At 70.4% G+C, this 23,032-nt stretch carries 24 protein-coding genes; 8 read left to right on the top strand and 16 right to left on the bottom strand.

Going from position 1 to position 23,032, the window contains the following annotated elements; all coding sequences use genetic code 11:
- Positions 1 to 24: 24 nt before the first annotated feature.
- From C8E96_RS08765 to C8E96_RS08755, 3 genes are read right to left on the bottom strand one after another with little or no spacing between them, the layout of a single operon-like run.
- Positions 25 to 513 (bottom strand): DUF350 domain-containing protein, encoded by a 489-nt coding sequence (locus C8E96_RS08765; protein ID WP_091384305.1) that lies wholly within the window; start codon positions 511 to 513, stop codon positions 25 to 27.
- A 16-nt stretch (positions 514 to 529) separates the two neighbouring features.
- Complete coding sequence (locus C8E96_RS08760) at positions 530 to 1,696, bottom strand: glutathionylspermidine synthase family protein (RefSeq protein WP_091384303.1); 1,167 nt, start codon at positions 1,694 to 1,696, stop codon at positions 530 to 532.
- Positions 1,697 to 2,317 carry a hypothetical protein gene (locus C8E96_RS08755; RefSeq protein ID WP_176926866.1) on the bottom strand — a complete coding sequence of 207 codons (621 nt, stop codon included), beginning with the start codon at positions 2,315 to 2,317 and terminating at the stop codon, positions 1,697 to 1,699.
- Between the two features lie 195 nt (positions 2,318 to 2,512).
- Between C8E96_RS08755 and C8E96_RS08750 the strand changes: the two genes are divergently transcribed.
- Positions 2,513 to 3,442 (top strand): septum formation family protein, encoded by a 930-nt coding sequence (locus C8E96_RS08750; protein WP_166657923.1) that lies wholly within the window; start codon positions 2,513 to 2,515, stop codon positions 3,440 to 3,442.
- 4 nt (positions 3,443 to 3,446) lie between these two features.
- Positions 3,447 to 3,797, top strand: a complete 351-nt coding sequence (locus C8E96_RS08745; RefSeq protein WP_091384298.1) for a metallopeptidase family protein — start codon at positions 3,447 to 3,449, stop codon at positions 3,795 to 3,797.
- Between the two features lie 116 nt (positions 3,798 to 3,913).
- Here the strand turns inward: C8E96_RS08745 and C8E96_RS08740 are convergent, their stop codons facing one another.
- The 3 genes from C8E96_RS08740 to C8E96_RS08730 form a co-directional block, all read right to left on the bottom strand.
- Positions 3,914 to 5,071: a macrolide family glycosyltransferase gene (locus C8E96_RS08740; protein ID WP_091384295.1), complete on the bottom strand. Its 1,158-nt coding sequence runs from the start codon at positions 5,069 to 5,071 to the stop codon at positions 3,914 to 3,916.
- 154 nt (positions 5,072 to 5,225) lie between these two features.
- Entirely contained in the window at positions 5,226 to 6,404 is a 1,179-nt protein-coding gene (locus C8E96_RS08735) for an RtcB family protein (RefSeq protein WP_091384293.1), read from the bottom strand.
- A gap of 46 nt (positions 6,405 to 6,450) precedes the next feature.
- On the bottom strand, positions 6,451 to 7,350 hold the full coding sequence (locus C8E96_RS08730) for an AurF N-oxygenase family protein (RefSeq protein ID WP_091384290.1): 900 nt from the start codon (positions 7,348 to 7,350) through the stop codon (positions 6,451 to 6,453).
- A 154-nt stretch (positions 7,351 to 7,504) separates the two neighbouring features.
- Here C8E96_RS08730 and C8E96_RS08725 point away from each other — a divergent pair, with 154 nt between their 5' ends.
- Positions 7,505 to 8,044 carry a glucosaminidase domain-containing protein gene (locus C8E96_RS08725; RefSeq protein WP_091384323.1) on the top strand — a complete coding sequence of 180 codons (540 nt, stop codon included), beginning with the start codon at positions 7,505 to 7,507 and terminating at the stop codon, positions 8,042 to 8,044.
- A 130-nt stretch (positions 8,045 to 8,174) separates the two neighbouring features.
- Positions 8,175 to 8,822 carry an RNA polymerase sigma factor ShbA gene (shbA, locus tag C8E96_RS08720; protein ID WP_091384287.1) on the top strand — a complete coding sequence of 216 codons (648 nt, stop codon included), beginning with the start codon at positions 8,175 to 8,177 and terminating at the stop codon, positions 8,820 to 8,822.
- A gap of 5 nt (positions 8,823 to 8,827) precedes the next feature.
- Here shbA and C8E96_RS08715 read toward each other — a convergent pair whose 3' ends face one another.
- Together C8E96_RS08715 and C8E96_RS08710 are read right to left on the bottom strand one after the other, a co-directional pair.
- Entirely contained in the window at positions 8,828 to 9,190 is a 363-nt protein-coding gene (locus C8E96_RS08715; protein ID WP_091384284.1) for a nucleotide pyrophosphohydrolase, read from the bottom strand.
- Complete coding sequence (locus C8E96_RS08710; protein ID WP_091384282.1) at positions 9,190 to 9,567, bottom strand: PASTA domain-containing protein; 378 nt, start codon at positions 9,565 to 9,567, stop codon at positions 9,190 to 9,192. Before C8E96_RS08710 ends, C8E96_RS08715 begins: the two co-directional genes overlap by 1 nt.
- Before the next feature lie 304 nt (positions 9,568 to 9,871).
- Here C8E96_RS08710 and C8E96_RS08705 point away from each other — a divergent pair, with 304 nt between their 5' ends.
- Positions 9,872 to 11,104: an MFS transporter gene (locus C8E96_RS08705; RefSeq protein WP_091384278.1), complete on the top strand. Its 1,233-nt coding sequence runs from the start codon at positions 9,872 to 9,874 to the stop codon at positions 11,102 to 11,104.
- Between the two features lie 25 nt (positions 11,105 to 11,129).
- On the opposite strand, the gene C8E96_RS08700 is transcribed toward C8E96_RS08705, so the two are convergent.
- The 4 genes from C8E96_RS08700 to pheA form a co-directional block, all read right to left on the bottom strand.
- Positions 11,130 to 11,939, bottom strand: coding sequence for an ABC transporter permease (locus C8E96_RS08700; RefSeq protein WP_091384275.1), 810 nt, complete (start codon positions 11,937 to 11,939; stop codon positions 11,130 to 11,132).
- Positions 11,939 to 12,955, bottom strand: coding sequence for an ATP-binding cassette domain-containing protein (locus C8E96_RS08695; RefSeq protein WP_091384272.1), 1,017 nt, complete (start codon positions 12,953 to 12,955; stop codon positions 11,939 to 11,941). The genes C8E96_RS08700 and C8E96_RS08695 overlap by 1 nt, the downstream gene beginning before the upstream one ends.
- A 102-nt stretch (positions 12,956 to 13,057) precedes the next feature.
- Complete coding sequence (locus C8E96_RS08690; RefSeq protein WP_091384269.1) at positions 13,058 to 13,660, bottom strand: histidine phosphatase family protein; 603 nt, start codon at positions 13,658 to 13,660, stop codon at positions 13,058 to 13,060.
- Between the two features lie 5 nt (positions 13,661 to 13,665).
- Complete coding sequence (gene pheA, locus C8E96_RS08685) at positions 13,666 to 14,580, bottom strand: prephenate dehydratase (protein WP_091384266.1); 915 nt, start codon at positions 14,578 to 14,580, stop codon at positions 13,666 to 13,668.
- A 110-nt stretch (positions 14,581 to 14,690) separates the two neighbouring features.
- On the opposite strand from pheA, the gene C8E96_RS08680 reads away from it, so the two are divergent.
- From C8E96_RS08680 to C8E96_RS08670, 3 genes are all read left to right on the top strand, one after another.
- Positions 14,691 to 15,293 (top strand): macro domain-containing protein, encoded by a 603-nt coding sequence (locus C8E96_RS08680; RefSeq protein ID WP_407642611.1) that lies wholly within the window; start codon positions 14,691 to 14,693, stop codon positions 15,291 to 15,293.
- Between the two features lie 166 nt (positions 15,294 to 15,459).
- Positions 15,460 to 16,395 carry a type I pantothenate kinase gene (gene coaA / locus C8E96_RS08675; protein ID WP_091384263.1) on the top strand — a complete coding sequence of 312 codons (936 nt, stop codon included), beginning with the start codon at positions 15,460 to 15,462 and terminating at the stop codon, positions 16,393 to 16,395.
- 9 nt (positions 16,396 to 16,404) lie between these two features.
- The gene (locus C8E96_RS08670; RefSeq protein WP_091384260.1) at positions 16,405 to 17,022 is read left to right on the top strand and encodes a response regulator; all 618 of its coding nucleotides are present in this window, start codon (positions 16,405 to 16,407) and stop codon (positions 17,020 to 17,022) included.
- Between the two features lie 36 nt (positions 17,023 to 17,058).
- On the opposite strand, the gene C8E96_RS08665 is transcribed toward C8E96_RS08670, so the two are convergent.
- The 4 genes from C8E96_RS08665 to cydB are packed head-to-tail and all read right to left on the bottom strand — an operon-like array spanning position 17,059 to position 23,028.
- On the bottom strand, positions 17,059 to 17,412 hold the full coding sequence (locus C8E96_RS08665; RefSeq protein WP_091384257.1) for a PLD nuclease N-terminal domain-containing protein: 354 nt from the start codon (positions 17,410 to 17,412) through the stop codon (positions 17,059 to 17,061).
- A 44-nt stretch (positions 17,413 to 17,456) separates the two neighbouring features.
- The gene (locus tag C8E96_RS08660; protein ID WP_091384317.1) at positions 17,457 to 18,578 is read right to left on the bottom strand and encodes a GAF domain-containing sensor histidine kinase; all 1,122 of its coding nucleotides are present in this window, start codon (positions 18,576 to 18,578) and stop codon (positions 17,457 to 17,459) included.
- 14 nt (positions 18,579 to 18,592) lie between these two features.
- Positions 18,593 to 22,024 (bottom strand): thiol reductant ABC exporter subunit CydD, encoded by a 3,432-nt coding sequence (gene cydD, locus C8E96_RS08655; RefSeq protein ID WP_228770373.1) that lies wholly within the window; start codon positions 22,022 to 22,024, stop codon positions 18,593 to 18,595.
- The gene (cydB, locus tag C8E96_RS08650) at positions 22,021 to 23,028 is read right to left on the bottom strand and encodes a cytochrome d ubiquinol oxidase subunit II (protein ID WP_091384251.1); all 1,008 of its coding nucleotides are present in this window, start codon (positions 23,026 to 23,028) and stop codon (positions 22,021 to 22,023) included. Before cydB ends, cydD begins: the two co-directional genes overlap by 4 nt.
- Between the last annotated feature and the right edge of the window lie 4 nt (positions 23,029 to 23,032).

Genomic DNA, 23,032 nt, shown 5'->3' with positions numbered 1-23,032 from the left:
ACCCCGTGACGACCGGATACGTGCTTAGGAAATCGCGACGGCGACAATCAGGCCCAGCGCGATGTGTACCGCGGCGACGACGACGCTGGCCGGGGCGAAGCGCTCGGACTCGATCGTGTTGCCGACGTCGAGCTTCGTGACCCACTCCAGGGTCCGCACGGCGAGCACCTGCACGACGATGCCGATCAGGCCGTAGACCACCGAGGTGATCAACCCCGCGGTCAGGTCGCTGGCCGAGAAGAAGATCGCCACGACGATGATCAGCGCCATGCTGACCATCCCGGACGCGGTCACGATGACCGCGTTCGGCCTGCCGAGGCGGACCAGTTCGGACAGCTTGCCGGGGGTGGTCCAGTCGATCGCGTAGAAGCCGATCAGCATCAGGACCAGGCCGACGATGGCGTACAGCGCGATGGCGCCGATGCCTTTGCCGAGGTCGGCGCCGAATCCGGCGGGCAAAGCCAGCGTGGTTGCGGCGAGTTGACTGGTCACACGTCCTCCATGGGCTTGCATGTCTTGCTGTCGGAAATCATGACTGCGGAATCCGGTGGGGGACGAACGCCGCGCCGTCGTCGGTCACCAGGCCCGCGGTCTCGCGGATGCCGAGCCCGGCCGAGTGGTCGCCGACGATCCACGCGCCGAGCGCGGGACGGTAGCCGTCGAACTCGGGCAGCGGGTCGAACGCCTGGTAGACGAAGCCTTCTTGGCCGTATACGCCGGTCGTCTGGGTCTCATAGCCCGGCGCCACGATCTGGATGTTGGCGCCTTCGCGGCCGAGCTTGGGCTTGCGCACGTACTCGGTCAGCAGTCCCGGGTCGTCGAGGAACGCCGGGAGCAGGTTGGGGTGGCCCGGGTACATCTCCCAGAGCACCGCCAGGATCGCCTTGTTCGACAGGAGCATCTTCCAGAGCGGCTCGACCCACAGGGTGCCGGGCAGCGACTCGACGACACGCTTGCCGAACTCCTCGTCGACGACCCATTCCCACGGGTAGAGCTTCATCACCGACTTCATCGACACGTCGGCGAGGTCGACGAACCGACCCAGCTCGGCGTCCCAGCCGATCTCCTCGATGGCCAGCCCGATGGTGTCCAGGCCCGCCTCGGCAGCGGTTTCCTGCAGGTAGGCCGTGGTGATGTGGTCCTCACCGCTGGGGTCGGCCTGCGACCAGGTGAAGTGCACTTCCTTCGACGGGAGCTTGTCGGCGATCTCCGCCCACCGCTCGACCAGCTTCTCGTGGATGGAGTTCCACTGGTCGTCCTCGGGGAAGACGTCGGTCTTCCAGTACCACTGCACGACGGCGGCCTCGAGCAGCGAGGTCGGGGTGTCGGCGTTGTACTCGAGCAGCTTCGCCGGGCCCTTGCCGTCGTAGCGCAGGTCGAACCGGCCGTAGACGTGCGGGTCGTGCCGCTTCCACGACTCCGCGATGTGCGGCCACACCCACTCGGGCAGGCCGAAGTCGCGGTACCGCTCGGTCAGCACGACGTGCTCGACGGCGTCCTGGCACATGGAGTGCAGCAGCTCGACGTCGGCTTCGATCGACAGGACGTCGTCGAGCCCGAACACGTAGTGCACGGACTCGTCCCAGTAAGGCCGGGCGCCGCCGACGCCGTTGCGCGCGGGCGTGCCGAACACCAGCCCCTGCGACTCGATCTTCTGCCGCCAGTCCGGGCGTGGCTGTGAGCGCTCACGACGCACTCAGCTGCCCCCGCTCTTTCCGCCGGTGCTGCTGCCGCCGACCCCGAGGCCGCCGCGCGTCACCGACTTGCCGGACGCGGTCTTCACCGGCGTGCGGTCCGACGGCGCCACGTAGGTGCCGCCGCTGACCCGCTGGCCGGGCGAGCCGGTGCCGCCGTAGTTGTAGCGGTACGAGCTGCCGCCGATGTAGATGAAGCCGCCGCTGTGGTACCCGCCGTGGCTGCGGGCGTAGTTCTCGTCGCAGTAGTCCTCGTCGACCACCACGCCGTTGCTGTCGGTGCAGGTCGCGGTGACCGGGTCGGGCGTCGAGGCGGCGTAGATCACCGCCACCACGGCGACGACACCGACGGTCACGCCCGCGCCGATGAGGATGCGTTTGCGCTTCTTGCGTTTGCGCTCGGCCTCGATGAACTCGGCTTCGGCGGCCTCCCGTTCGCGGCGCCTGGCCACTTCGCGGGCGCGCTGGTCGGCCAGGGAAGGCGCGCGCGGCGCGGTCTTCCCCGGTTCCTGGTAGCTCACCGAGCCGCGTCTCGCCTCTACAGCGTCCGGCGGCTCCGGCGGCTGGTAAGGCGGTGGCTGCTTTGGCGAGCCGTCGTCGGTCGGCTTGTCGTTGTCAGTCATGAACCACTCCCGGCGCGAACAGTACCGATCCAAGCTCTCCGAGGTGGGATGATTGTCCTGATCGCAACCTCGCGTCCAGCCCAGATCGGTGCCCGGTAGCCGCGCCCCGGACCGGGACACGGCATCATGGAATAGATGTCTGGAAGCAGCGAATGGTTTCGACCAAATGATGCGACGGCGAAGACACGGCTCCTGATGGCCGGTGCCTTCGCCGGTGCGCTGATTTTGCTGTGCTCGAGCATCCTCTTCTCGTGGCCGGTCGAGGCCGGCCGCAACGACCCGGTGGCCGTCGCCCAGGAGGAGCGCCGCAAGGCTTTCGACTCCCCCGCGGGCAGCTGCCTGCAGTGGACGCCGCCGGAGGGCGCGGACATGCGCCGGGTCGATTGCGCCCAGGCCCACCTCTTCGAGGTCACCAGCAATGTCGACATCTCCGGCGAGTACCCGGAGAACGCCCCGCCGCCGGACACGGAGAAGTGGCAGGCGATCGCCGTCGCCAAGTGCACACCGGGCGCGGTCACCTACCTCGGCGGCAACCTCGACCCGTTCGGCAAGTTCAGCGTCAACGCGCTCAAGCCGACCAACGAGCAGTGGGACGAGGGTGACCGCAAGGTCCGCTGCGGCCTGCAGAGCGCGGCCCCGTCCGGCGCGCTGCTCACGACGGTGGGGTCGGCGGCCCGCCAGGACCAGTCCAAGATCCACGAGCCGGGCACCTGCCTGGCCCTGGTCGGCCAGGAGATCGGCGACCCGGTCGCCTGCGACCAGGCGCACGCCTTCGAGATCGTCGGCAACGTCGACCTGGGCGCCGCGTTCCCCGCCGACTACCCGGCCGTCGAGGCCCAGACCGAGCGGGCCAGCGACCTGTGCGCGGCCGTCACCACGGCGTACACCGGCGGCGCCGACCTCGCGAAGAAGGGCCTCACCCCGTACCCGGACACGCTGCGCCCGGAGAGCTGGGCCGCGGGGTCACGCAAGGTCGACTGCCGGGTCGGCGCGAAGCTGCCCGACGGCAGCGGTCTGGCGCCGGTCACCGGCAGCGTCCGCGCGGTGCCCGCCACCACGCCACCCGCCTCGCAGCCACCCGCCTCACAGCCGCCGCCAGGCGCGCCGACGCCGTCCGGCGGCTGAGCGGGTGGCCGTGGAGATGCCCCGGCAGCGGTTCGACGAACTCGTCACCGACGCGCTGGACCTGATTCCCCCTGAGTTCGCGGCCGCGATGAACAACGTCGTCGTGCTGGTCGAGGACCGCGACGAGCACGACCCGACCCTGCTTGGCCTCTACCACGGCATCGCGCTGACCGAGCGCACGTCGATGTACGGCGGCGAGCTGCCCGACCGGATCTTCATCTACCGCGAGGCCATCCTCGACATCTGCGACTCCGAGGAGGACGTCGTGGAGGAGGTCGCCATCACCGTGGTGCACGAGATCGCCCACCACTTCGGCGTCGACGACGACCGCCTCCACGAACTGGGTTGGGGCTAGTCCGCCTCCCCGAAATTTTAGGTTTTGGTCGCCCTCCGCGTGATGCGTGCGTTTGGCGGTGACCGTGCTCGACTTTCGTCCCGGTCCCCTTAGGTGGCGGTCTTGTCGGCGGGCCGCTAGAGCACCGACTCGATTACGTCGGCCGCCTTGGCAGCGCCCCCGGCGGCGCGGACTTCGTCGCGAACGGCCTTGACCCGCGCCGCGATGTCCGGGTCGGACGCCACGTGCAGCACCGCCTCGCGCAGCCGGTCGGCCGTGGCCTCCTCCTTCGGCACGTGCGCGCCGAGGCCCAGTTCGGCGAGCCGGGCGCCGTTCATGAACTGGTCGACGGCCTGCGGGACCGCGACCATCGGCACCCCGAAGTACAGGCCCTCCATGGTCGAGCCCATCCCCGCGTGGGTGACGAAGGCGCTCGCCTTGGCCAGCACGCTCACCTGCGGCACCCACTGGACGACCTCGAAGTTCGCCGGGACCTCGCCCAGCTCGGCCGGGTCGATGGACTTGCCGACCGACAGCAGCACGTGCCAATCGAGCCCGGTGAACGCGCGCACGCATTCCCGGTAGAAGTCCAGCCGGTCGTTGTAGGCCGAGCCGAGGCTGACCAGCAGCACCGGCCGCTCGTCGGGCGCGATCCACTCGCCTGCACGGGTGTCGACGCTCGGGCCGACGAAGGTGTAGTGGTCGGCGACCTTCTCGCCCTTGAGCTGCCAGCTGCGCGGGATGGTGACCACGCACCGTTTCGGCAGGTAGATGACCTCGTCCCGGGTGAGGTCGACGCCCTGCGCGGCGGCGAACTCGTCGAACTCGGCGATCAGCGCCGCCATCTCCGGGGTGGGCTCGGCGTCGAGGTCGATGCCGAAGTCCTCGGCCATCCCGTCGTAGGCGACGAAGGTGGGCGAGAGCTGGATCGCCGGGACCTGCCACTTCGCGGCGAGGATCGGCGCGTGCCAGGCGCCGATGTCGTAGACGACCACGTCCGGGCGGTCGCCCGCGTAGGCGGCTTCGACCTGCGGGGTGACCGCGACCATCTCGTCGTGGAACATCCGCTGCGCGGAGGCCAGGTCGTCCGGCTCGTTGGCGAGCTTCTCGACCGCGGCCGAGAACGTCGACTCGTAGGGCACGACCTCGGCGCCCGCGCGTTCGACCAGCGCGGCGAACTCGTCGTTGATGGCGAAGGTGACCCGGTGGCCGCGGCCGACCAACTCGGCGACCAGGGCGAGGCTGGGATTGACGTGGCCGTGCGCGGGCACGGCCAGGAAAGCCACATGTGGCATGGGAGAACTCCAGGAATCTGATGAGGTGCGGATGGGCAGCACGAGCCGCGCGGGCTCGCGGCCGGTATCAGAGGTAGAAAACCTGGAACGCCATGCCGGAAATGTACAAGCGGGTCGGGACCCGCGCACCCGAATTAATCCGGACGCGCGGGTCTCAGCCCTTCACGCAGATGATCTGCTTGAGCTTGGCGACGACCTCAACCAGGTCGTCCTGGTTGCGGATCACTTCGTCCAGGTCCTTGTAGGCCGCCGGGATCTCGTCGACCACACCCGAGTCCTTGCGGCACTCGACGCCCTTGGTCTGTTCGATCAAGTCCTCACGGGTGTACCGCTGCTTCGCCTTGTTGCGCGACATCCGCCGACCGGCGCCGTGCGACGCCGACTCGAAGGAGTCCGGGTTGCCGAGCCCGCGCACGATGTAGGACCCCGTCCCCATCGAACCCGGGATGACCCCCAGCTCGCCCCGGCCCGCCCGGATCGCGCCCTTGCGGGTGACCAGGACCTGCTCGCCGAAGTGGGTCTCCTCGGCGACGTAGTTGTGGTGCACCGAGATCGGCTCGTCGAACTTGACCGTCCAGAACTGCTTGCGCAGCACGTCGCAGATCAGCCGCAGCATGACCGCGCGGTTGCGGCGCGCGTACTCCTGCGCCCACGTCAGGTCGTGCCGGTAGGCCGCCATCTGCGGGGTGCCCGCGAGGAACACGGCGAGGTCGCGGTCGGGCAGGTCCTGGTTGTGCGCGAGCTTGCGGGCCACCTCGATGTGGTGCTGCGCCAGGATGTTCCCGATCCCCCGGGAACCCGAGTGCAGCATCACCCAGACCTGCTTGGACTCGTCCAGGCAGATCTCGATGAAGTGGTTGCCGCCGCCGAGGGTGCCCATCTGCTGGTGCGCCTTGCCCTCGTTGCGCCGCACGAGCGGGGTGAGGTCGTCGAACGCCTTCCAGAACGTCGGCCAGTCCGCCGCGTCGCGCCCGGTGAACGCCTCCGCCTTGTGCGCGGCGAAACCGACCGGCACGGCGGCCTCGATGTCGGAGCGCAGCTTGGCCAGGCCCGCGGGCAGGTCGTTCGCGGTGAGCGACGTGCGGACCGCGCTCATCCCGCAGCCGATGTCGACACCGACCGCCGCGGGCGAGACGGCGTCGCGCATGGCGATGACCGAGCCGACCGTGGCGCCCTTTCCGTAGTGCACATCGGGCATGACGGCGACGTGCTTGAAGACCCACGGCAGCGCGGCGATGTTCTGCAGCTGCGCCATCGCCTGTCCCTCAACCGTTTCGGGCTGGGTCCACAGGCGAATGTCGACGTGCTTGCCGGGTATCGTGGTCGCTGACATGGGGAAAGCCTAAGTGTGCCTTGGGTTTTTGCCGAACGAGTTTAGTTCAGCGCAGCAGATGGGCGCGGCGCAGGATGGCTTTCGACGGGCCGCCGACCATGCCCACGTCGGTCAGGAACTCCATCACCTTCTCCGCCATCCACCGCCGCGTCTCGCGGAAGTTCGGGTTGGCCAGCGCGGCCGCGCGCCCCTCCCGCGGGTCGATCCCGACCGACAGGTACACCCGCGGGTTGACCAGCGAGTCGATCACCGCGAAGGCCGTGACGGCGGTCGCGAGCCGGTGGAACTCCAGCTGCGCGCGGTTGAGCTTGGGCACCGCGCGGATGACTTCCTCGCGGGCGTAGCGGACGTGCCGGGCCTCCTCCACGACGTGGATCCGGTTGACCATGCGGATGAGTGGCTGCATGTCCGGGTTGTCCATTGTGGACCGCTGGAGCCGGTCGGTGGTCTCCTCGGCGACGAGCACGGCGGCGAACATCGACGGGCCGCCCGCGATCGTCTTGTAGATCCGGCCGAGTTCGTGGATGGTCCGCCCCGGGCCGTAGACGGGTGCGCCGAACCGGGCGATCGCCTTGGCGAACATGATCGAGTGCCGGGTCTCGTCGCCGATCTCGGTCAGCGCGTACTGCGCGTGCGGGCTCGTCGGGTCGAGGTCGTAGGCGTAGCGCACGAGCAGCTGCATCAGGATGATCTCGAACCACAGCCCGACGCCCGCGATGCTGGCGATCTCGTGCTTCGACAGCTCGATCCGCTGCTCCTCGCCGAGCCCGCGCCACAGGTCGGTGCCGTAGAGGGAGACCCGCTCGAACGGCATGTACGCCTTGCCCACGGCCAGCGGCGCGTCCCAGTCGATGTCGAGGTGCGGGTCGTAGCTGTTGCGGACGGACGCTTCGAGCAGCCGGGCTCCGACCTGGTCGGATTCCTTGGGTTCGAGAGCACGAGCCATCGGTGTCCACCTCTCACGGCCACGTCGCCGTTATCTGTTACGACCGGTAACAGTTACTTCTCCAGGCTGGCGCGAGCGCGCGCGGATGTCAAGACCCACTCGTTCGAGTGACGCGCGGTTGCACGTCCGGCGCACCGCGCTGACGCTTCTTGGCATGCGAGCCACAGTTCTCGCCTTGGCCCTGCTGGCACTGTGGTCCGTGCCCGCGGCAGCCGAGGACGCCACCGACGAGCAGTACCTGGCCGCCGCGATGCCCGCCGCCCGGGCGGTGGCCGCGGAATTCGCGATCCCCGCGTCGGTGACGGCGGCGCAGTCCATCGTCGAATCCGGGTGGGGCCGCAGCCCGCTGGCCACGAAGGCCCGCAATTACTTCGGCTACAAATGCAAGGCCCCCGGCGTGCCGGGGCCGATCGCGGTCGGCTGCGTCGAGCACCCGACGACCGAGTGCACCCCGGACTGCCACCCCGCCGTCGGCGAGTTCCGGGTCTACGCGTCGATGACCGACTCGTTCCGCGACTACGGCAGACACCTTTCGACCAGCCCGTATTACGCCGCCGCGCTGCCGCTCGCCGCCGACCCGGACGCCTTCATCACCGAGGTCGCCAAGCGGTACGCCACCGACCCGCACTATGCCGAAAAGGTCATCCGGGTGATGCGCACCCACGATCTCTACCGCCTGGATATCCCCCAGTGACCGACTGAGAGCACTCCGCTACCGAATCAGGAGAATCGGCCGGATCGGTCAGAAAGAACCATCCGGCATGTATTTCGCGTGTCCTGCCCGGCTCTCTTAGGGGTGAGAGTCACTGGCGCAGGAGGACGCGATGTTGTGCACGGTGGAGCTTGACGACGAACTCGCGGAACTCGAAGCATCGCTTCGAACCGTGAGACCCCGGCCGCGCTTCGTGGGGCCGGTCGACCGCTACAACGTGGAAGAAGCCGTCGCGGCCGCCATCGCGGGCGACGGGGGTGCCACCGACGCGCTGCTGCTGTTCCTGCGGCCGCTCATCGTCCGGTACTGCCGGGTGAAGCTCGGGCGGATGCCGCGCTCGTTCAGCAGCCCGGACGACGTGGCCCAGGAGGTCTGTGTCGCCGTTTTCCGCGCCCTCCCGAGCTACCAGCAGCTGGGCAGGCCGTTCCTGTCCTTCGTCTACGGCATCGCCGCGCACAAGATCGCCGACGTGCACCGGGCCAACACCCGGGACAAGTCCGACCCCACCGCGGAGAACCCGGACGTGATGAGCCTCGACGACGGGCCGGAGCAGATCACCCTGCGCCACGAGCTGGCCGAGCACACCGGCGCGCTGCTGCGCACCCTCACCCAGCGCCAGCGCGACATCCTGATCATGCGGATCGTGCTGGGCATGTCCGCCCAGGAGACCGCCGACACGATGGGCACCACCGCCGAAGCCATCCGCGTCGCGCAACACCGGGCGCTCAACCGCCTGCGCAAGACGCTCGCTGTCGCCTGACTCGTTCAGCGGGTCGAACTGTCCGGGACTCGGCGCAGGCCGGAGTGGGCGCCATCGCCGACGGGGAAGCGGTGTTCGTTGCGGTCGATCTTGGCGTTGGCGGCCTCGATGAGGTCGACGTCGAGCGTGTCGGCGAGGCGGACCAGGTAGAGCAGGACGTCGGCGAGTTCGTCGGAGATCTTGGGGCGCAGGTCGGGGTCCGCGCCCGCCGCCGCGGCCTGCTCCGGAGTGAGCCACTGGAACAGCTCGGTGAGTTCGCCGACTTCGCCGGTCAGGGCCATGACCAGGTTCTTCGGCGTGTGGAACGGCTCCCACTCGCGGGCGGTGATGAACGCGCGCTGGCGCTCGGCGAGCTCCTCGAGAGTCACTAGTCCCCCTTCTTCTTCGATCGCAGAAGGATCTTCTCGGTCTTGGCCACCTTGGTGCCCGCCGCCGGGACCTGTTCGACGACCACCCAGTTGCGGTCGGACACCAACAGCCTGCCCTGGCCGGTCGCGTCCTCCTCGGTGAGGTAGTAGAAGCCCGCCGCCTGCAGCGCGTCCTGGGCGGACTGGTGGTTCATGCCCACGACATCGGGCAGGGCGGCCACCTCCGAGGTGGCGGGGGCGGGTGACTTGCCGGGGGCGGGCGACTGGCCGGGAACCGCGGACGGGTCCGCGCTCACCGCGGGCAGCGGCTCCGGGGCCGAGGTCGTGCCGCACGCGGACAGCGCGGCGATGAGGATCGCGATCATGGCAACGCGCATGACGACTCCCGGGTCGGCGACGGTGATCTTCCAGTCTGTCAGTGATCACGACCGCGCCGCGCGGTGATCACCGGCCGGATCGGTCCCGTACGCGGCCTCGATATCCCCCTGACCTGCGACGAGTCGCGGTTCCAAAGGCGGCGGGTTACTTTCGGAAACTCCGGGCGGGCGGGCGCACGTGCGGGTGTTCGGCGCAATCGCCGGGGAGGGACAACGCCCGTTCGGAGGTAGTAACCGCGCGTAAGCCCTCAGTAGCGTCCTCGGCATGGTGGGAACCAGCTCGGCACGATTACCCGTCGTGCCGATGGGGGGCGACGGTGTGAAGGACAGGCGACTGCGCTGGTTGCTGGGTTCCAGTGCGCTGTCCAACCTCGGCGACGGCATCGGCAAGGTGGCTTTTCCCCTGCTCGCGGCCAGTATCACCCGAGATCCGATCTTGATCGCCGGTCTTTCGGCGACCGCGTTCCTGCCCTGGCTGCTGTTCGCGACGGTCAGTGGCGCGCTGGTCGACCGGGTGGACCGACGACGCGCGATGCTGATCGCCAACCTCTCCAGAGCCGTGATCGTCGGCGGCCTGGGCCTGCTCGTCCTGGCCGACGCGACCACAATTTGGCTACTCTACGTAATGGCGCTTCTGCTCGGCGCCGTGGAGACGGTGGCCGACAACGCGGCGCAAGCGCTTGTTCCCGCCGTCGTGCCGCGCGATCAACTCGAATCGGCCAACGGGAAGCTGCAGTCGGTCGAGATCGTCGGCCAGACCTTCCTCGGCGGCCCGCTCGGCAGCCTCACCTTCGCCGTGTTCGCCGCGATGCCGTTCCTGCTGAACTCGGCGGGCTTCGCGATCGCGGCAGTGCTGCTGATCGGCATCAACGGCCGCTTCCGGCCGGTCGTCACCGGCCCGACCCAGTCGCTGCGCGTACAGCTCGGCGAGGGCGTGCGCTGGCTGCGGGGCAACGCCCTGATGGTGCGGCTCGCGGTGTTCGCCGCGACCATGGCGCTCGCGACCGAACTGGCGCAGGCCCTGTTGGTGCTCTACGCGCTGCAGGACATCCACCTCAGCGAGGCGACCTTCGGCGTGTTCGCGCTGGTCGGCGGCGCGGGAGGAATCATCGGCGCGTTCACCGCGCCCCGGTTGACCCGGGCGCTGTCGCGGCGGACCGTGCTCGTCGGCTCGATCGTGTGCTGCGGGCTGGCGTTCACCGCGATGTCGGTGTCGAAGGACCCGGTGACGGCCAGCCTGCTGTTCGGCGGGTTCGCCGCGGCCGTCGTGGTGGTGAACGTGATCCTGGGATCGCTGCGGCACGCGCTGGTCCCCGACCACCTCTTCGGCCGGGTCCTCGGCGTCTGGCGGACCGCGGTGTGGGGGGCCATCCCGGTCGGCGCGCTGCTCGGCGGCCTGCTCGCGACCTGGCTCGGCACGCGGGCGGTGTTCGCGATCTCGGGCGTGCTGCAGCTCGCCCTCGCCGCGGCGGTGTGGTTCGCCCTGGCGGGCCACCGCGGCGAGGTCGACAGCATGTCGACGGCGGGCACCCCGTAGGGCGCCCGCCGACCGACTGCTCGCCCTACTTGCTGGCCACCTTGCGGTACTTGGCGACCGCGATCGGCGCGAAGATCGCCAGGATGAGCAGGCAGGACACGATCGACCACAGGATCGAGTGCTGCGCGGGCCAGGAGTCCGACGTCGCCTGCAGGACGCCGGGACGTGGGTTGCCGAACAGGTCGCGGACCGCGTCGGCCACGACCGTGACCGGGTTCCAGTTCGCGAAGACCTTGAGCGGGCCGGGCAACGAGTTCGCCGAGACGAACGCCGACGACACGAACGTCAGCGGGAACATCCAGATGAAGCCCGCGCTCTGCGCGACCTGGACGTTGCCCGACGCCATGCCGACGAACGCGCCGACCCACGACATCGCGAACGAGAACAGCAGCAGGATCGCGTAGGCGAGGACCGCGTCGAGGAAGCTGCCCCGGATCCGCCAGCCCACGAGCAGCCCGCAGATCGACATGACCAGCAGGCCCAGGGCGCTGACCACGAGGTCGGAGGTGGTGCGCCCGAGCAGGACGGCCCCGCGCGACATCGGCAGCGACCGGAACCGGTCGATGACGCCCTTCTCCAGGTCGGCCGCCATGCCGAGGGTGGTGTACGCCGAGTTGAACGCCACCGTCTGGGCGAAGATGCCGCCCATCAGGAACTCGCGGTAGGCGTCCGGGTTGTCGCCGATGCTGCCGCCGAACACGAAGGCGAACAGCAGCACGAACATGATCGGCTGGATGGTGGCGCCGAGGAGCAGGTCGGGCTGGCGGCGCACGTTCATCAGGTTTCGCCAGGTCACGACGCCGCTGTCGCGGGCGCTCGCGGTGATGACACTCATCAGGAGGCCCCCTTCTTGCTCTTGCGGCCCTTGGACTGCGGTTCCGAAGGTTCGGCGACTTCTTCGGCCGCGTGGCCGGTGAGCGAGAGGAACACGTCGTCGAGCGTCGGGCGGTGCAGCGCGACGTCGAGCACCGCGATGCCCTCCTGGTCGAGCCTGCGCAGGGCCTCGACCAGCGCCTTCGGGCCGGTGTCGACCTTGACCGACACGCGGCGCTGGTGCTCGTCGACCGACGGCTCGCTGGAACCGAGGCTGAACAGGATCTGGCGGGTCTTCTCGACCTCGCTCGCCTCGCCGACGACGACCTCGATGCGCTCGCCGCCGACGCCGTTCTTGAGCTGGTCGGGCGTGCCGCCCGCGATGACCTTGCCGCGGTCGATCACCAGGATGTTGTCGGCGAGCTGGTCGGCCTCTTCGAGGTACTGCGTGGTGAGCAGGACCGTGGCACCGTCGGCGACGAGTTCGCCGATGACGTCCCAGGTGTCCATCCGGCCGCGCGGGTCGAGCCCGGTGGTCGGCTCGTCCAGGACGACGACCGTGGGCTCGGCGACCAGCGCCCCCGCGAGGTCGAGCCTGCGCCGCATACCGCCGGAGTACGTCTTGGCGGGGCGCTCGGCGGCGTCCTTGAGCCGGAAGCGGTCGAGCAGCGCGCGGGCCCTGGCGCCGGAATCGGACCGCGACATGCCGTAGAGCCTGCCGACCATGTAGAGGTTCTCGTAGCCGGTGAGGTTCTCGTCCACGGCCGCGTACTGGCCGGAGAGCCCGATGCTGCGCCGCACCGCGGCCGGGTCGGCGAGCACGTCGTGGCCCGCGACGAACGCCCGGCCGGAGTCGGGTTTGAGCAGAGTCGTGAGGATCCGGACCGTGGTGGTCTTCCCGGCGCCGTTGGGGCCGAGCAGGCCGAGCACGGTTCCGGAGCGGATCTCCAGGTCGACACCGTCGAGGGCGCGGGTCGACCCGTAGGTCTTCACCAGCGCCTCGGCGTGCACCGCGACCTGGGACGCGGAGGGGGGCATGAGCGAGTCTCCCGGGCGTTTGGTCGAAGAATGAATCACTCGCGAGGCTAGACCGACCCGCCGACAATTCCCTCCGAATTTCGCACAGGGCTGGAACTCAACCTAGATTTCAACCCCAGTCCACTCGACACAGTGCCAGCCCGATTCGCGAGGTTCGAGCAGAACGTGCCCGGTGTTGGGGATGAGACCGGCGTTGGCGAGCTGGGGCCCGACGTTGTCGGCGAGGTACTCGGCGATCAGCCGGATCACACCACCGTGCGTCGCCACGACGACCATGCCCTCGGAATGCTCTTCGCAGATCAGCGAGACGGCCTTGAGGAACCGGTCGTGGATCTCCTGGCCGGTCTCGCCGCCGGGCATGGCCGCGGCGAGGTCACCCGCGGTCCAGCGCAGGAAGATCTCGCCGAAGCGGCGGATCGAGTCCGGGTCGGAAAGTCCCTCGAGGTCGCCGACCTGGACTTCGTGCACGCCGTCGAGCACGTCGACCTGCAGTCCGTGGAACTTCGCGACCGGCTCGGCGGTCTCCTGCGCGCGGATAGCGGTACTCGCGTAGACCGCGACGACCGGGTGGTCGGCGAGCCGGTCGGCCAGCGCCTCGGCCTGCCTGCGGCCGAGTTCGGTGAGCGGGGGGCCGGGTGGGCGGGAGTCGAGCACGTGCCGGACGTTGGACGGCGTCTCGCCGTGTCTGACCAACATGAGCCGCATACCGCTCACTCCTGCTCCCTTCTTCGCAGCGCGGCGAGCCACGCGGCGGACGCTTCGTAATCGGTGTCTTGCGAGCCGGGCACGGCGACCGAGGCCGAGCCGTCGGCCTTCGGGTACGAGCCGAGGAAACGAACGTCCTGGCTGCGGCGGTGCAGCGCGGCGAGGGCGTCGCCGACCCTCGCCTCGCTGACGTGGCCGTCGAAGTCGAGGTAGAAGCGGTACTCGCCGAACCGGGCGCGCAGCGGGCGCGACTCGATCCGGGAGAGGTTGAGCCCGCGCAGCGCGAACTCGGTGAGCATGGCGGCCAGCTCGCCGGGCCGGTGTGACACCACGACGATGACCGACGTGCGGTCGGACCCGGTCGGCTCGGTCACCGTGCCGGGCGGGGCCAGCAGCAGGAACCGGGTGACGGCGTCGCCCTCGTCGGCGAGGTCGGAGGCCAGCACGGTCAGCGGGTAGTGCGCGGAGGCGACGGGCGCGGTGATCGCGGCGTCGAACTCGCCGTCGAGCACGCCGACGGCGGCGGCCGCGGTGGAGGTCGACGCGAGCTGCCGGGCGCCGGGCAGGTTCTTGCCCAGCCAGTCGCGGACCTGGGCGAGCGCGTGCGGGTGGCTGGCCACGGTCGTGATGTCCGCGGCGGCGGTCCCCGGCCTGGTCAGCAGCGAGAACCGGATCGGCAGCACGTGCTCGCCGACCGCGACGACCGGGTCGTCGGCGGCGAGGGTGTCCATCGTGGCCGACACCGACCCCTCGACGGAGTTCTCGATGGGCACGCAGGCGAAGTCGGCCGCTCCCGCGCGCAGCGCGGCGACGACCTCGGGGATCGTGGACAGCGGCACGAGGTCGGCGTGCTCGTCGAACGCACGGGCGGCCTGTTCGGTGAACGTGCCCTGCGGTCCGAAGTAGGCGATTCTCGGCACGGCTCCACAGTACGCAGCACCGGGTCGGTCCAGGCAGACCACCCGAACGTGTGGTGCGCCGGCCAAATGGCGGTTACCCGGCGGCGGCGTTCGGTGTCATGCTGGGAGTCGTGACCGCGGATTCGGAGACCGGACAGGTGACCGACCTACGACCGCGCGCGGGCACCCTCGATCTGGTGCTGTGCGCGGTAAGCGACGCGATGGCGCAGGCATGGGCGGCCGCGGCGGCGGGCAGGCCCGAGATCCACGTGCACCGCGGGTCCATTGTGGACACCGGGGCGGACGCGGTGGTCTCCCCCGCCAATTCCTTCGGCTGGATGCGCGGCGGCATCGACGCGGTCTACGCCGACACCTTCCCGGCGATCGAGCAGCGGGTGCGCAGCGCGGTGCTGGCCACCCACGGCGGTGAGCTGCCGGTCGGCGAGGCGCTGATCGTCCCGACCGGGGCGGCGGCGCCCGCGTGGCTCATCAGCGCGCCGACCATGCGTGAACCGTCGACGGTCCTGCCCGCGGACACCGTGCACCCGTACCTCGCCGCCCGGGCGGTCTTCCGCCTGTGGCGCGAGGGCGTCCTCGACGACGGCACCGCGGTGCGGGCCGCGGTCAGGAAGATCGCGATGCCTGGCCTAGGCACCGGCGTGGGACGCGTGGACCCGAAGGTCTGCGCCCGCCAGGTGGTGGCGGCCTGGGACGAGGCGTTCCCCGCCGCCTGAGACGTTCCCGCAGGCCAGAGCACTTACCACAGGATCAACCGTCATCTCGCCGTCATGTGCGACACACCTTCTGTCCCTCAAACGGTGTAATCCGTCACAGCGAAAACCCCTCCGCAACGCCTACGTTTGCGCGGTAAGTCCTCACATCGCAGGCGAGGGAGTCCCTATGGCGCGGGTGCGCGAGCTGAGCCCGTACGTCGAACTCCGTCGCGAGCAGTGGCGGCAGCTGCGCAAATCGACGCCGCTGCCCCTCACCCTCGACGAGCTGGTCCAGCTGCGCGGTCTTCGCGACCCGGTCGACCTCGAGGAGGTCGTCGACGTCTACCTGCCCCTGTCGCGGCTGATCTCGCTGCAGGTCGCGGCCCGGCAGCGGCTCTACGAGTCGACCACGGCGTTCCTCGGCGAGGACATCCACGAGGCAACGAAGGTGCCGTTCGTGATCGGCATCGCGGGCAGCGTCGCCGTCGGCAAGTCGACCACCGCCCGACTGCTGCGCACGCTGCTGGCGCGTTGGCCGGACCACCCGCACGTGGATCTGGTGACCACCGACGGCTTCCTTTTCCCGAAGGCCGAGCTGATCCGGCGCGGCCTGATGAGCCGCAAGGGCTTCCCCGAGAGCTACGACCGTCGGGCGCTGCTGCGGTTCGTCTCGGAGGTCAAGGCGGGCGCCGACGAGGTCCGCGCGCCGGTGTACTCGCACCTGCTCTACGACATCGTGCCCGGCGAGGAGCAGGTCGTCCGCCGCCCCGACATCCTGATCGTCGAGGGGCTCAACGTGCTGCAGCCCGGCCCTCGGCTGGCGGTGTCGGACCTGTTCGACTTCTCGATCTACGTCGACGCGCACACCGACGACATCGAGCGCTGGTACATCGACCGCTTCCTGGCGTTCCGCGGCACCGCGTTCGCCGACCCGGCGTCGCACTTCCACCACTACGCCGCGCTGAGCGACGAAGAGGCCCAGGAGGAGGGCAGGCGGCTGTGGATGCGCACCAACCAGCCGAACCTGGTCAACAACATCCTCCCCACGCGCCCGCGCGCGACCCTGGTCCTGCGCAAGGACGCCGACCACCGGATCAGTCGGGTAAGGCTCCGCAAGCTCTAGGCTCCACGCATGATCCATGTGCTGTTGGTCGATGACCACGAGGTCGTCCGCCGTGGCCTGCGCGACCTCATCAACAGCGAGGACGGCATCGAGGTCGTCGCCGAGGCGGGCTCGGTCGCCGAGGCACTGGTCCGGGCCGGGGCGACCAAGCCGGATGTGGCGGTGGTCGACGTCCGCCTGCCCGACGGCGACGGGGTCGGACTGTGCCGCTCGCTGCGGGCGATGGACCCCGCCCCGCACTGCCTGGTCCTGACCGCCTTCGACGACGAGCGGGCCCTGGTCGAGGCGATCATGGCGGGCGCGGCCGGGTACCTGCTCAAGCAGGTGCGCGGCCAGGATCTGGTCACCGCGATCCGCGAGGTGGCGGCGGGCCGGTCACTGCTGGACCCGCTGACGACCGCTCACGTCCTCGACCATATGCGGCGGCCCGATGATCTGGCGGGCCTGACCGACCGCGAGCGTGAGGTGCTGACGCTGGTCGGGGAGGGCCTGTCGAACCGGCAGATCGCCGAGCGGCTGTTCCTGGCGGAGAAGACGGTGAAGAACTACGTGACGAGCGTGCTGGCGAAGCTGGGGATGCAGCGGCGCACCCAGGCGGTCGCCTGGGTGGCGCGGCGCAAGCCCTGACGAGAACCCGCGGCTGTGCGGGTTCCCGCCGGCGATCTAACCCTCTTCGCGACCCTTGCGGCGCTGCTCCTCGGCGCGCTCACGGCAGCGGCGCAGGAAGTCCTCGTCATCGTCGGGGCTGCCCGCGGCGAACCGGCCGGGCCGGTCGTACTCGGGGAAGCGGGGCGTCTCCCGCTCGTAAGCCCCCCGGTAGACCCGCCCGGAAGTCTGCGGACGTCCGGCCACGAACCACACGATCGACCCGACCAGCGGGAAGAACAACACCAGGATCAGCCAGCCGAACTTCGGCAGGTTGCGGCACGAGCCCTCGTCGGTGGTGATCACATCGACCACCGCGAAGATCCACAAAGCCAGCGTGATGACGCCGAAGAACCCACCCAGATAGAACATGACCCACTCCCCAGTTTCGATGCGCCCGAATTTTGGCACACCGGTCAGGGAACGGGAACCTCCCACGTCACGGATGTGCCCGAGCGTGGCGACGAGCGGACCTCGCAGCGACCGCCCGCGAGTTCCGCGCGCTCGCGCAGGTTGTTCAGGCCGCGGCGGCTGACGCCCTCGGGGATGCCGCAGCCGTCGTCGGCGACGGTCAGGCGCAGGACGCCGCCCTCCCGTCGCAAGTGGACGGCGACGCGCAGGGCGCCCGCGTGTCTGACCACATTGGACAGGGCTTCGCGCAGGGCGGCTCGGACGTTGTCGGCCACGGTGGGCGGCAGGTCGTCGAGTTCGCCGATGAGGTGGAAGGTCGGGGCGAAGCCGAGCAGCTCACGGGCCGTCTCGATCTCCGCGCGGGCCGAGTCGCTCAGGCGCGCGGCGGGCTGTTCGGGGTCGGGTTGGCGCAGGGTGCGCACGACGGCGCGGACGTCTTCGATGGCGGCGTCGAGCTGGTCGACGGCGTCGCCAAGACGGGTCGCGTCGGGTTTGGCGAGCTTGCGGGACGGCTTGCGGGCGAGCAGGTCGAGCTGCATACCGGCGGCGTAGAGGCGCTGCACGATGACGTCGTGGAGGTCGCGGGCGATGCGTTCGCGCTCCTCGTAGAGGTCGACCCGCTGCCGGGCGGTGGCGCCCTCGGCCAGCACCAGGACGAGCCCGGCCTGCGCGGCGAACGCGGTCAGGACGTCCACGGTCGCCGGGGTGAACGGCGGCCCGCCGCGCCGCCGGTAGACCGTGAGCGCGCCGAGCCTGCGCTCCCGGGTGCCGAACGGCGCCGCCGCGAACGGCCCGTACCCCTGCAGTTCACGCGGCACGTACGGCGAGGTCCGCGGATCGGTGGTGACGTCATCGGCGACGATCGGCACACCCCCACGCGCGACCCGAGCCGCAGACGAACGCGGCGAGAGCACCAGCCCGATCGGCTCCCGGGCACCGTGGGCGGCTTCGACGGTGAGCGAACCGTCGACGCCGCGGGCCATGACCAGGCAGAGATCGGCTTCGGCCAGGGCGGCGGCACTGCGCACGACGAGGTCGAGCACGGCTTCGGGATCGTCGCCGGACAGCGCGGCGGTGGCGATCTCGGTGGCCGCGGTGAGGGTGCGCGCGGCGAGGCTTGGGTCCATGGTCGGGTTCAACTTTAGGGCCTCACCAGTAGTTCGCCGTCGGTGATCTCCACGACCAGGTCGGCGGCGGCCGCTTCCTCCGCCCGGTGCGTGACGTGCACGACGGTCCCGCGGACGTCCCGCAGGCTGGCCATCACCCGCTCGGCGGCCACGGCGTCGAGGTGCGCGGTCGGCTCGTCGAGCAGGAGGAGATCGGCGTCGGCGAGCAACGCGCGCACGAGCGCGACCCGCTGCGCCTCCCCGCCGGAGAGGGTGGCGGCCTGGGCGTCGAGCAGGTCAGGCAGCCCGACCTGATCGAGCGCAACGCGCAGCGCGGCGTCGGTGGCGTGCGGCTTGGCCAGGCGAAGGTTCTCCCGCACGGTGGTGGAGACGAGCATCGCGTCCTGCGGACACCACGCGGTCGAGGACGGTCGACGCACGTGGCCGCGCTCGGGTTCGAGGAACCCGAGCAACAAGGCCAGCAACGTCGACTTACCCGCCCCCGATGGCCCCACCACCGCGACGTGCGTCCCGGCGGCGACCCGCAGCTCCACCCCACTGAGCGCGAGCCGATCGGCGCCGTCCCACCGGATGTCCGCGCCGGTCAGTCGCACGTGCTCATCCCCGTGAGTCGCACTCTCGCTCCGGAGCACCGCTCGCTCGGGAGAGCAGTGCTCACTTCGGAGAGCAGTGCTCTCGACACGGTGCGGCACCCCGACCGGCGAGCAGCGCTCACCAGCGAGAGCAGCGCTCTCGCCTGTGGACAGTGGGCCCAACGGAGAGCAGTGCTCACTTCCGAGAGCAGCGCTCTCGCCTGTGGACAGTGGGCCCAACGGAGAGCAGTGCTCACTTCCGAGAGCAGTGCTCTCGAGTCGGTGCGGTACCCCGACTGGCGAGCGGTGCTCACCAGCGAGAGCAGTGCTCTCGCCTGCGGGCAGTGCGCCCAGCGGAGAGCGGTGCTCACTTGCGAGAGCAGTGCTCTCGGAGTGGAGCGGTGCTCTCGTCTGGGACGGGTGTTCCGCCAGCAGTGATGTCACCCGGTGGTGGGCTGAGCGCAGGGGGGCCAGGTGGGTCGCGGCGGTGGGGAGGGTGGCTAGCGCGTCGGTCAGGGCCAGTGGGAGTAGGGCGACGATGGGGATCAGGACCGGGTCGAGGACCGGTACGGCCAGTGCGATGCAGGCGACACTGGCGAGGCCCAACGTCAGGGTGATCAGGGCCGCTCCTGCCCCGGCGCCGAGGGCCTGGGTTCGGGCGCGGGTGGTGAGGCTGGTGTCGAGTGCCGCGATGGCGGCTCGACGGCGGCTGTCTCGGCCGAAGGCGATGAGGTCGGCGGCGCCGTCCAGCAGGGTGAGCACACTGGCCGCCAGGGTCCGGCGGTCGTGGGCCATCGCGGTCGTGGCGCGGCGGTCGATGACGAGGGTCAGGGCAGGCGCGCCGATCAGGGCGGCGAGCGCGGCGACGGCGAGGGCCAGTCCCGCGGCGGGCAGGATCGCCGTTTGGACGGTGACGGCGGCGATGATCACGGCCACCGCGATCAGCGGCGGGACCAGGACACGCGGGGTCAGGTCGCGCACCAAGTCTACGTCGTCGACGAGTCTGCGCTGGCCCTCGTCGTTTCTGGGCAACCTGGCCGGCCCGCGCGCGACCAGGGCGGTCCACAGCCGGACCCTCAGGTCGGTGGCCGTCCGGAAGGCTGCGTCGTGGGTGACCAGGCGCTCCGCGTAGCGCAGGCCCGCGCGGGCGAGGCCGAACGTCCGCACCCCCACAATCGCCACCGACAGCACCAGGATCGGGGGCTGCTGGGCCGCCTTCGCGATCAGCCACGCCGACAGGGCCGTCAAGGCCACGCCGGAGATCAGGGCCGCCGCACCCAGTGCCGCGCCCGCGAGTGTCCGCCGGGTCAGCAGTGTCCACAGTGGAGCGCCTGGTCGTTCGGCCGCGTCCGCGACGGTGACGGCCCTACCGGTCACCGGCGTCTCGCCCGCCTCCACCGCCCGGTGGGTGGCGAGCAGGACCGCGATGCCCCTCTCGGCCGCCCGCTCGATCACCGACATCACCTGGGCCGCCGTCGCCGGGTCCAGGTGGGCGGTCGGCTCGTCCAGGATCAGCAGCCGGGTGTCGGGCCGAGCGAGGGCCCGCAGCAGGGCGACCCGCTGGCGTTCACCCGCCGACAGGTCGTCAACCCGACGGTCCAGCAGGTGTGCGACGGCGAGGTCGCGCGCCAACTCGGCCGGATGTGGACCGACCTCGTCGGCCACGAGCGACTCGGCGAAGGTCGGCCGCTGCGGCACCCAGGAGACGATTTGCCGCCAAGTCGACATATCGACGTCACTCAAACGCACGCCGTCTACCAGCACGTTTCCACTAGTCGGGGACACGAAGCCCAGCAGCACCGCGAAGAATGTCGACTTTCCGCTACCGCTCGGCGAGTCCAGCCGGGCGATCTCCCCCGGCCTGACCACCAGCGACACCCCGTCCGGCGCGAACCCTTCGCGCCGCTCGACGCGAAGGTCCTCGACCCGGAGTTCGCCGAAGCCGGACACCGTCTGCCCCGCGACGACCGGCCCCTCGGGCACGGCGGCGACCCGGCGGGCGGCCTCCACGCCGTCCTCCGCCGCGTGGTGCGCCGCCCCCGCCGCACGCAGCGGCAGGTAGCACTCGGGCACGACGATCAGCACGAACAACCCCACAACGAGCGTGAGGTCGCCGGTCACCAGACGCAGCCCGATGACGACCGCGACGAGTGCCACCGACAGGGTCGCGATCAGCTCCAGCGCGAGCGCGGACACGAACGCGACCTTGAGCACCCCGAGCGTGCCGCGCCGATGGGACTCCGACGTGCGGCGCACCGCCTCGGCCTGGGCGGCGGCGCGGCGGAACGCGGTGAGCACCGGCAGCGCCCGGACCAGTTCCAGCAGGTGACCGGACAGCCGCTCGGTGGCGGCGGCTGCCCCCGCGACCCGGTCCTGGGTGTAGCGCCCGATGAGGATCGCGAACAGCGGGACCAGCGGCACCGTCAGCGCGACCACGACCGCCGAGGGCCAGTCGACGAACAGGATGACCGCGCCGACGCCGATCGGGGTCACCGCCGCGGTGACGAGCGCCGGGAGGTACGTGCCGAAGTAGTCGTCGAGGGCGTCCAAACCCTTGGTGGCCAAGGAAGTCAGCTCACCGGCGCCGCGCGCGGCGATCCACTCGGGTCCGGTGGCGAGCGCCCGGTCAAGGAGCACCGCGCGCAACTCCGCCTTGGCGCCCGCCGCGGCCCGGGCGGCCACGACCTGGGTCGCCCAGCCGAGCAGGCCCCGCGTCACCACCGCGACGGCCAGGGGCGCGAGCGGTCCGCCCGTGATCGCGGACGCGAGCGCCCACGCCTGCCAGACGACGGCCGCGCCGGCTGCCACGGCGAGCACGGCGCAGGCCGCCAACGCCCGCCGCGCCGAAGCGGACAGTGCCCGCAGCGGCTTCACGGGACGTGCACCGGCGGGATGTGCGCGGCGCTCACCCGCTTGCGGAACACCCAGTACGTCCACCCCTGGTAGACGAGCACCGCGGGCGTGCCGAACAGGGCGACCCAACTCATCACGGTCAGCGTGTACGGGCTCGACGCGGTGTTCTCGACCGTCAACGAGAACGCCGGATCCAAAGTGGACGGCAGAACGTTCGGGTAGAGCGCCCCGAACAGGCCCACCACCGACGCCGCGATGACCACGCCGAGCGCCGCGAACGCCTGCCCTTCCCGTCCCTTCTCCAGCCGTTCGAACGCGCTCGCCGCGGCCACGACCACCACGGCGACCGCGACCCAGGTCCACACCGACCCCGAGTCGACCTGCACCCACACGAGCAGCGCGCCCAGTGGCAGCAACGCGAACGGGCCGAAGCGCGTGGCCAGCCGCCGCGCCCGCAGCCGGATCTCGCCGTCGGTCTTGAGCGAAAGGAACACCGCGCCGTGGACCAGGGAGAACCCGGCGAGCGCCACTGCGCCGAGGACCGTCGCCGGGCGGATGGCGGCGAAGACGGAGCCGACCCGGTTCCCGTTCTGGTCCAGCGGAAGGCCGAACACGGTGGTCGCGATGATCAGGCCGAAGCCGAGCGCGGCGGTCCAGGAACCGGTCATGATCACCCGGTCCCACCAGCGCCGCCACCGCTCGGTGTCGACCTTGCCCCGGTACTCGAACGCGACCCCGCGCCCGATCAGCCCGAGCAGGACCACCAGCAGCGGCAGGAACGCCGCGCTGAGCAGGGACGCGTACCACCCGGGGAACGCGGCGAAGGTCGCGCCGATCGCGACGATCACCCACACCTCGTTGCCGTCCCAGACCGGCCCAATGGTGTTGATCATGACTCGGCGTTCGGTGTTGTCCTTGGCCAGCACCGGAAGCAGCATGCCGACGCCGAAGTCGAAGCCCTCCAAGAACAGGTAGCCCAGCCACAGCACGGCGATGACGCAGAACCAGACGACCGCGAGATCCATCGTC

It is taken from the genome of Actinokineospora alba, from assembly GCF_004362515.1.
GTDB lineage: Bacteria > Actinomycetota > Actinomycetes > Mycobacteriales > Pseudonocardiaceae > Actinokineospora > Actinokineospora alba.
This window is presented reverse-complemented; position numbering and strand designations above follow the sequence as displayed.

Coding starts and splice junctions, on each gene's coding strand:
- C8E96_RS08765 (WP_091384305.1), bottom strand. CDS start 513: ATGCAAGCCCATGGAGGACGTGTGACCAGTCAACTCGCCGCAACCACG.
- C8E96_RS08755 (WP_176926866.1), bottom strand. CDS start 2,317: ATGACTGACAACGACAAGCCGACCGACGACGGCTCGCCAAAGCAGCCA.
- C8E96_RS08750 (WP_166657923.1), top strand. CDS start 2,513: ATGGCCGGTGCCTTCGCCGGTGCGCTGATTTTGCTGTGCTCGAGCATC.
- C8E96_RS08740 (WP_091384295.1), bottom strand. CDS start 5,071: ATGCCACATGTGGCTTTCCTGGCCGTGCCCGCGCACGGCCACGTCAAT.
- C8E96_RS08735 (WP_091384293.1), bottom strand. CDS start 6,404: ATGTCAGCGACCACGATACCCGGCAAGCACGTCGACATTCGCCTGTGG.
- C8E96_RS08730 (WP_091384290.1), bottom strand. CDS start 7,350: ATGGCTCGTGCTCTCGAACCCAAGGAATCCGACCAGGTCGGAGCCCGG.
- C8E96_RS08725 (WP_091384323.1), top strand. CDS start 7,505: ATGCGAGCCACAGTTCTCGCCTTGGCCCTGCTGGCACTGTGGTCCGTG.
- shbA (WP_091384287.1), top strand. CDS start 8,175: ATGTTGTGCACGGTGGAGCTTGACGACGAACTCGCGGAACTCGAAGCA.
- C8E96_RS08710 (WP_091384282.1), bottom strand. CDS start 9,567: ATGCGCGTTGCCATGATCGCGATCCTCATCGCCGCGCTGTCCGCGTGC.
- C8E96_RS08705 (WP_091384278.1), top strand. CDS start 9,872: ATGGGGGGCGACGGTGTGAAGGACAGGCGACTGCGCTGGTTGCTGGGT.
- C8E96_RS08700 (WP_091384275.1), bottom strand. CDS start 11,939: ATGAGTGTCATCACCGCGAGCGCCCGCGACAGCGGCGTCGTGACCTGG.
- C8E96_RS08695 (WP_091384272.1), bottom strand. CDS start 12,955: ATGCCCCCCTCCGCGTCCCAGGTCGCGGTGCACGCCGAGGCGCTGGTG.
- C8E96_RS08690 (WP_091384269.1), bottom strand. CDS start 13,660: ATGCGGCTCATGTTGGTCAGACACGGCGAGACGCCGTCCAACGTCCGG.
- coaA (WP_091384263.1), top strand. CDS start 15,460: ATGGCGCGGGTGCGCGAGCTGAGCCCGTACGTCGAACTCCGTCGCGAG.
- C8E96_RS08670 (WP_091384260.1), top strand. CDS start 16,405: ATGATCCATGTGCTGTTGGTCGATGACCACGAGGTCGTCCGCCGTGGC.
- C8E96_RS08665 (WP_091384257.1), bottom strand. CDS start 17,412: ATGTTCTATCTGGGTGGGTTCTTCGGCGTCATCACGCTGGCTTTGTGG.
- C8E96_RS08660 (WP_091384317.1), bottom strand. CDS start 18,578: ATGGACCCAAGCCTCGCCGCGCGCACCCTCACCGCGGCCACCGAGATC.
- cydB (WP_091384251.1), bottom strand. CDS start 23,028: ATGGATCTCGCGGTCGTCTGGTTCTGCGTCATCGCCGTGCTGTGGCTG.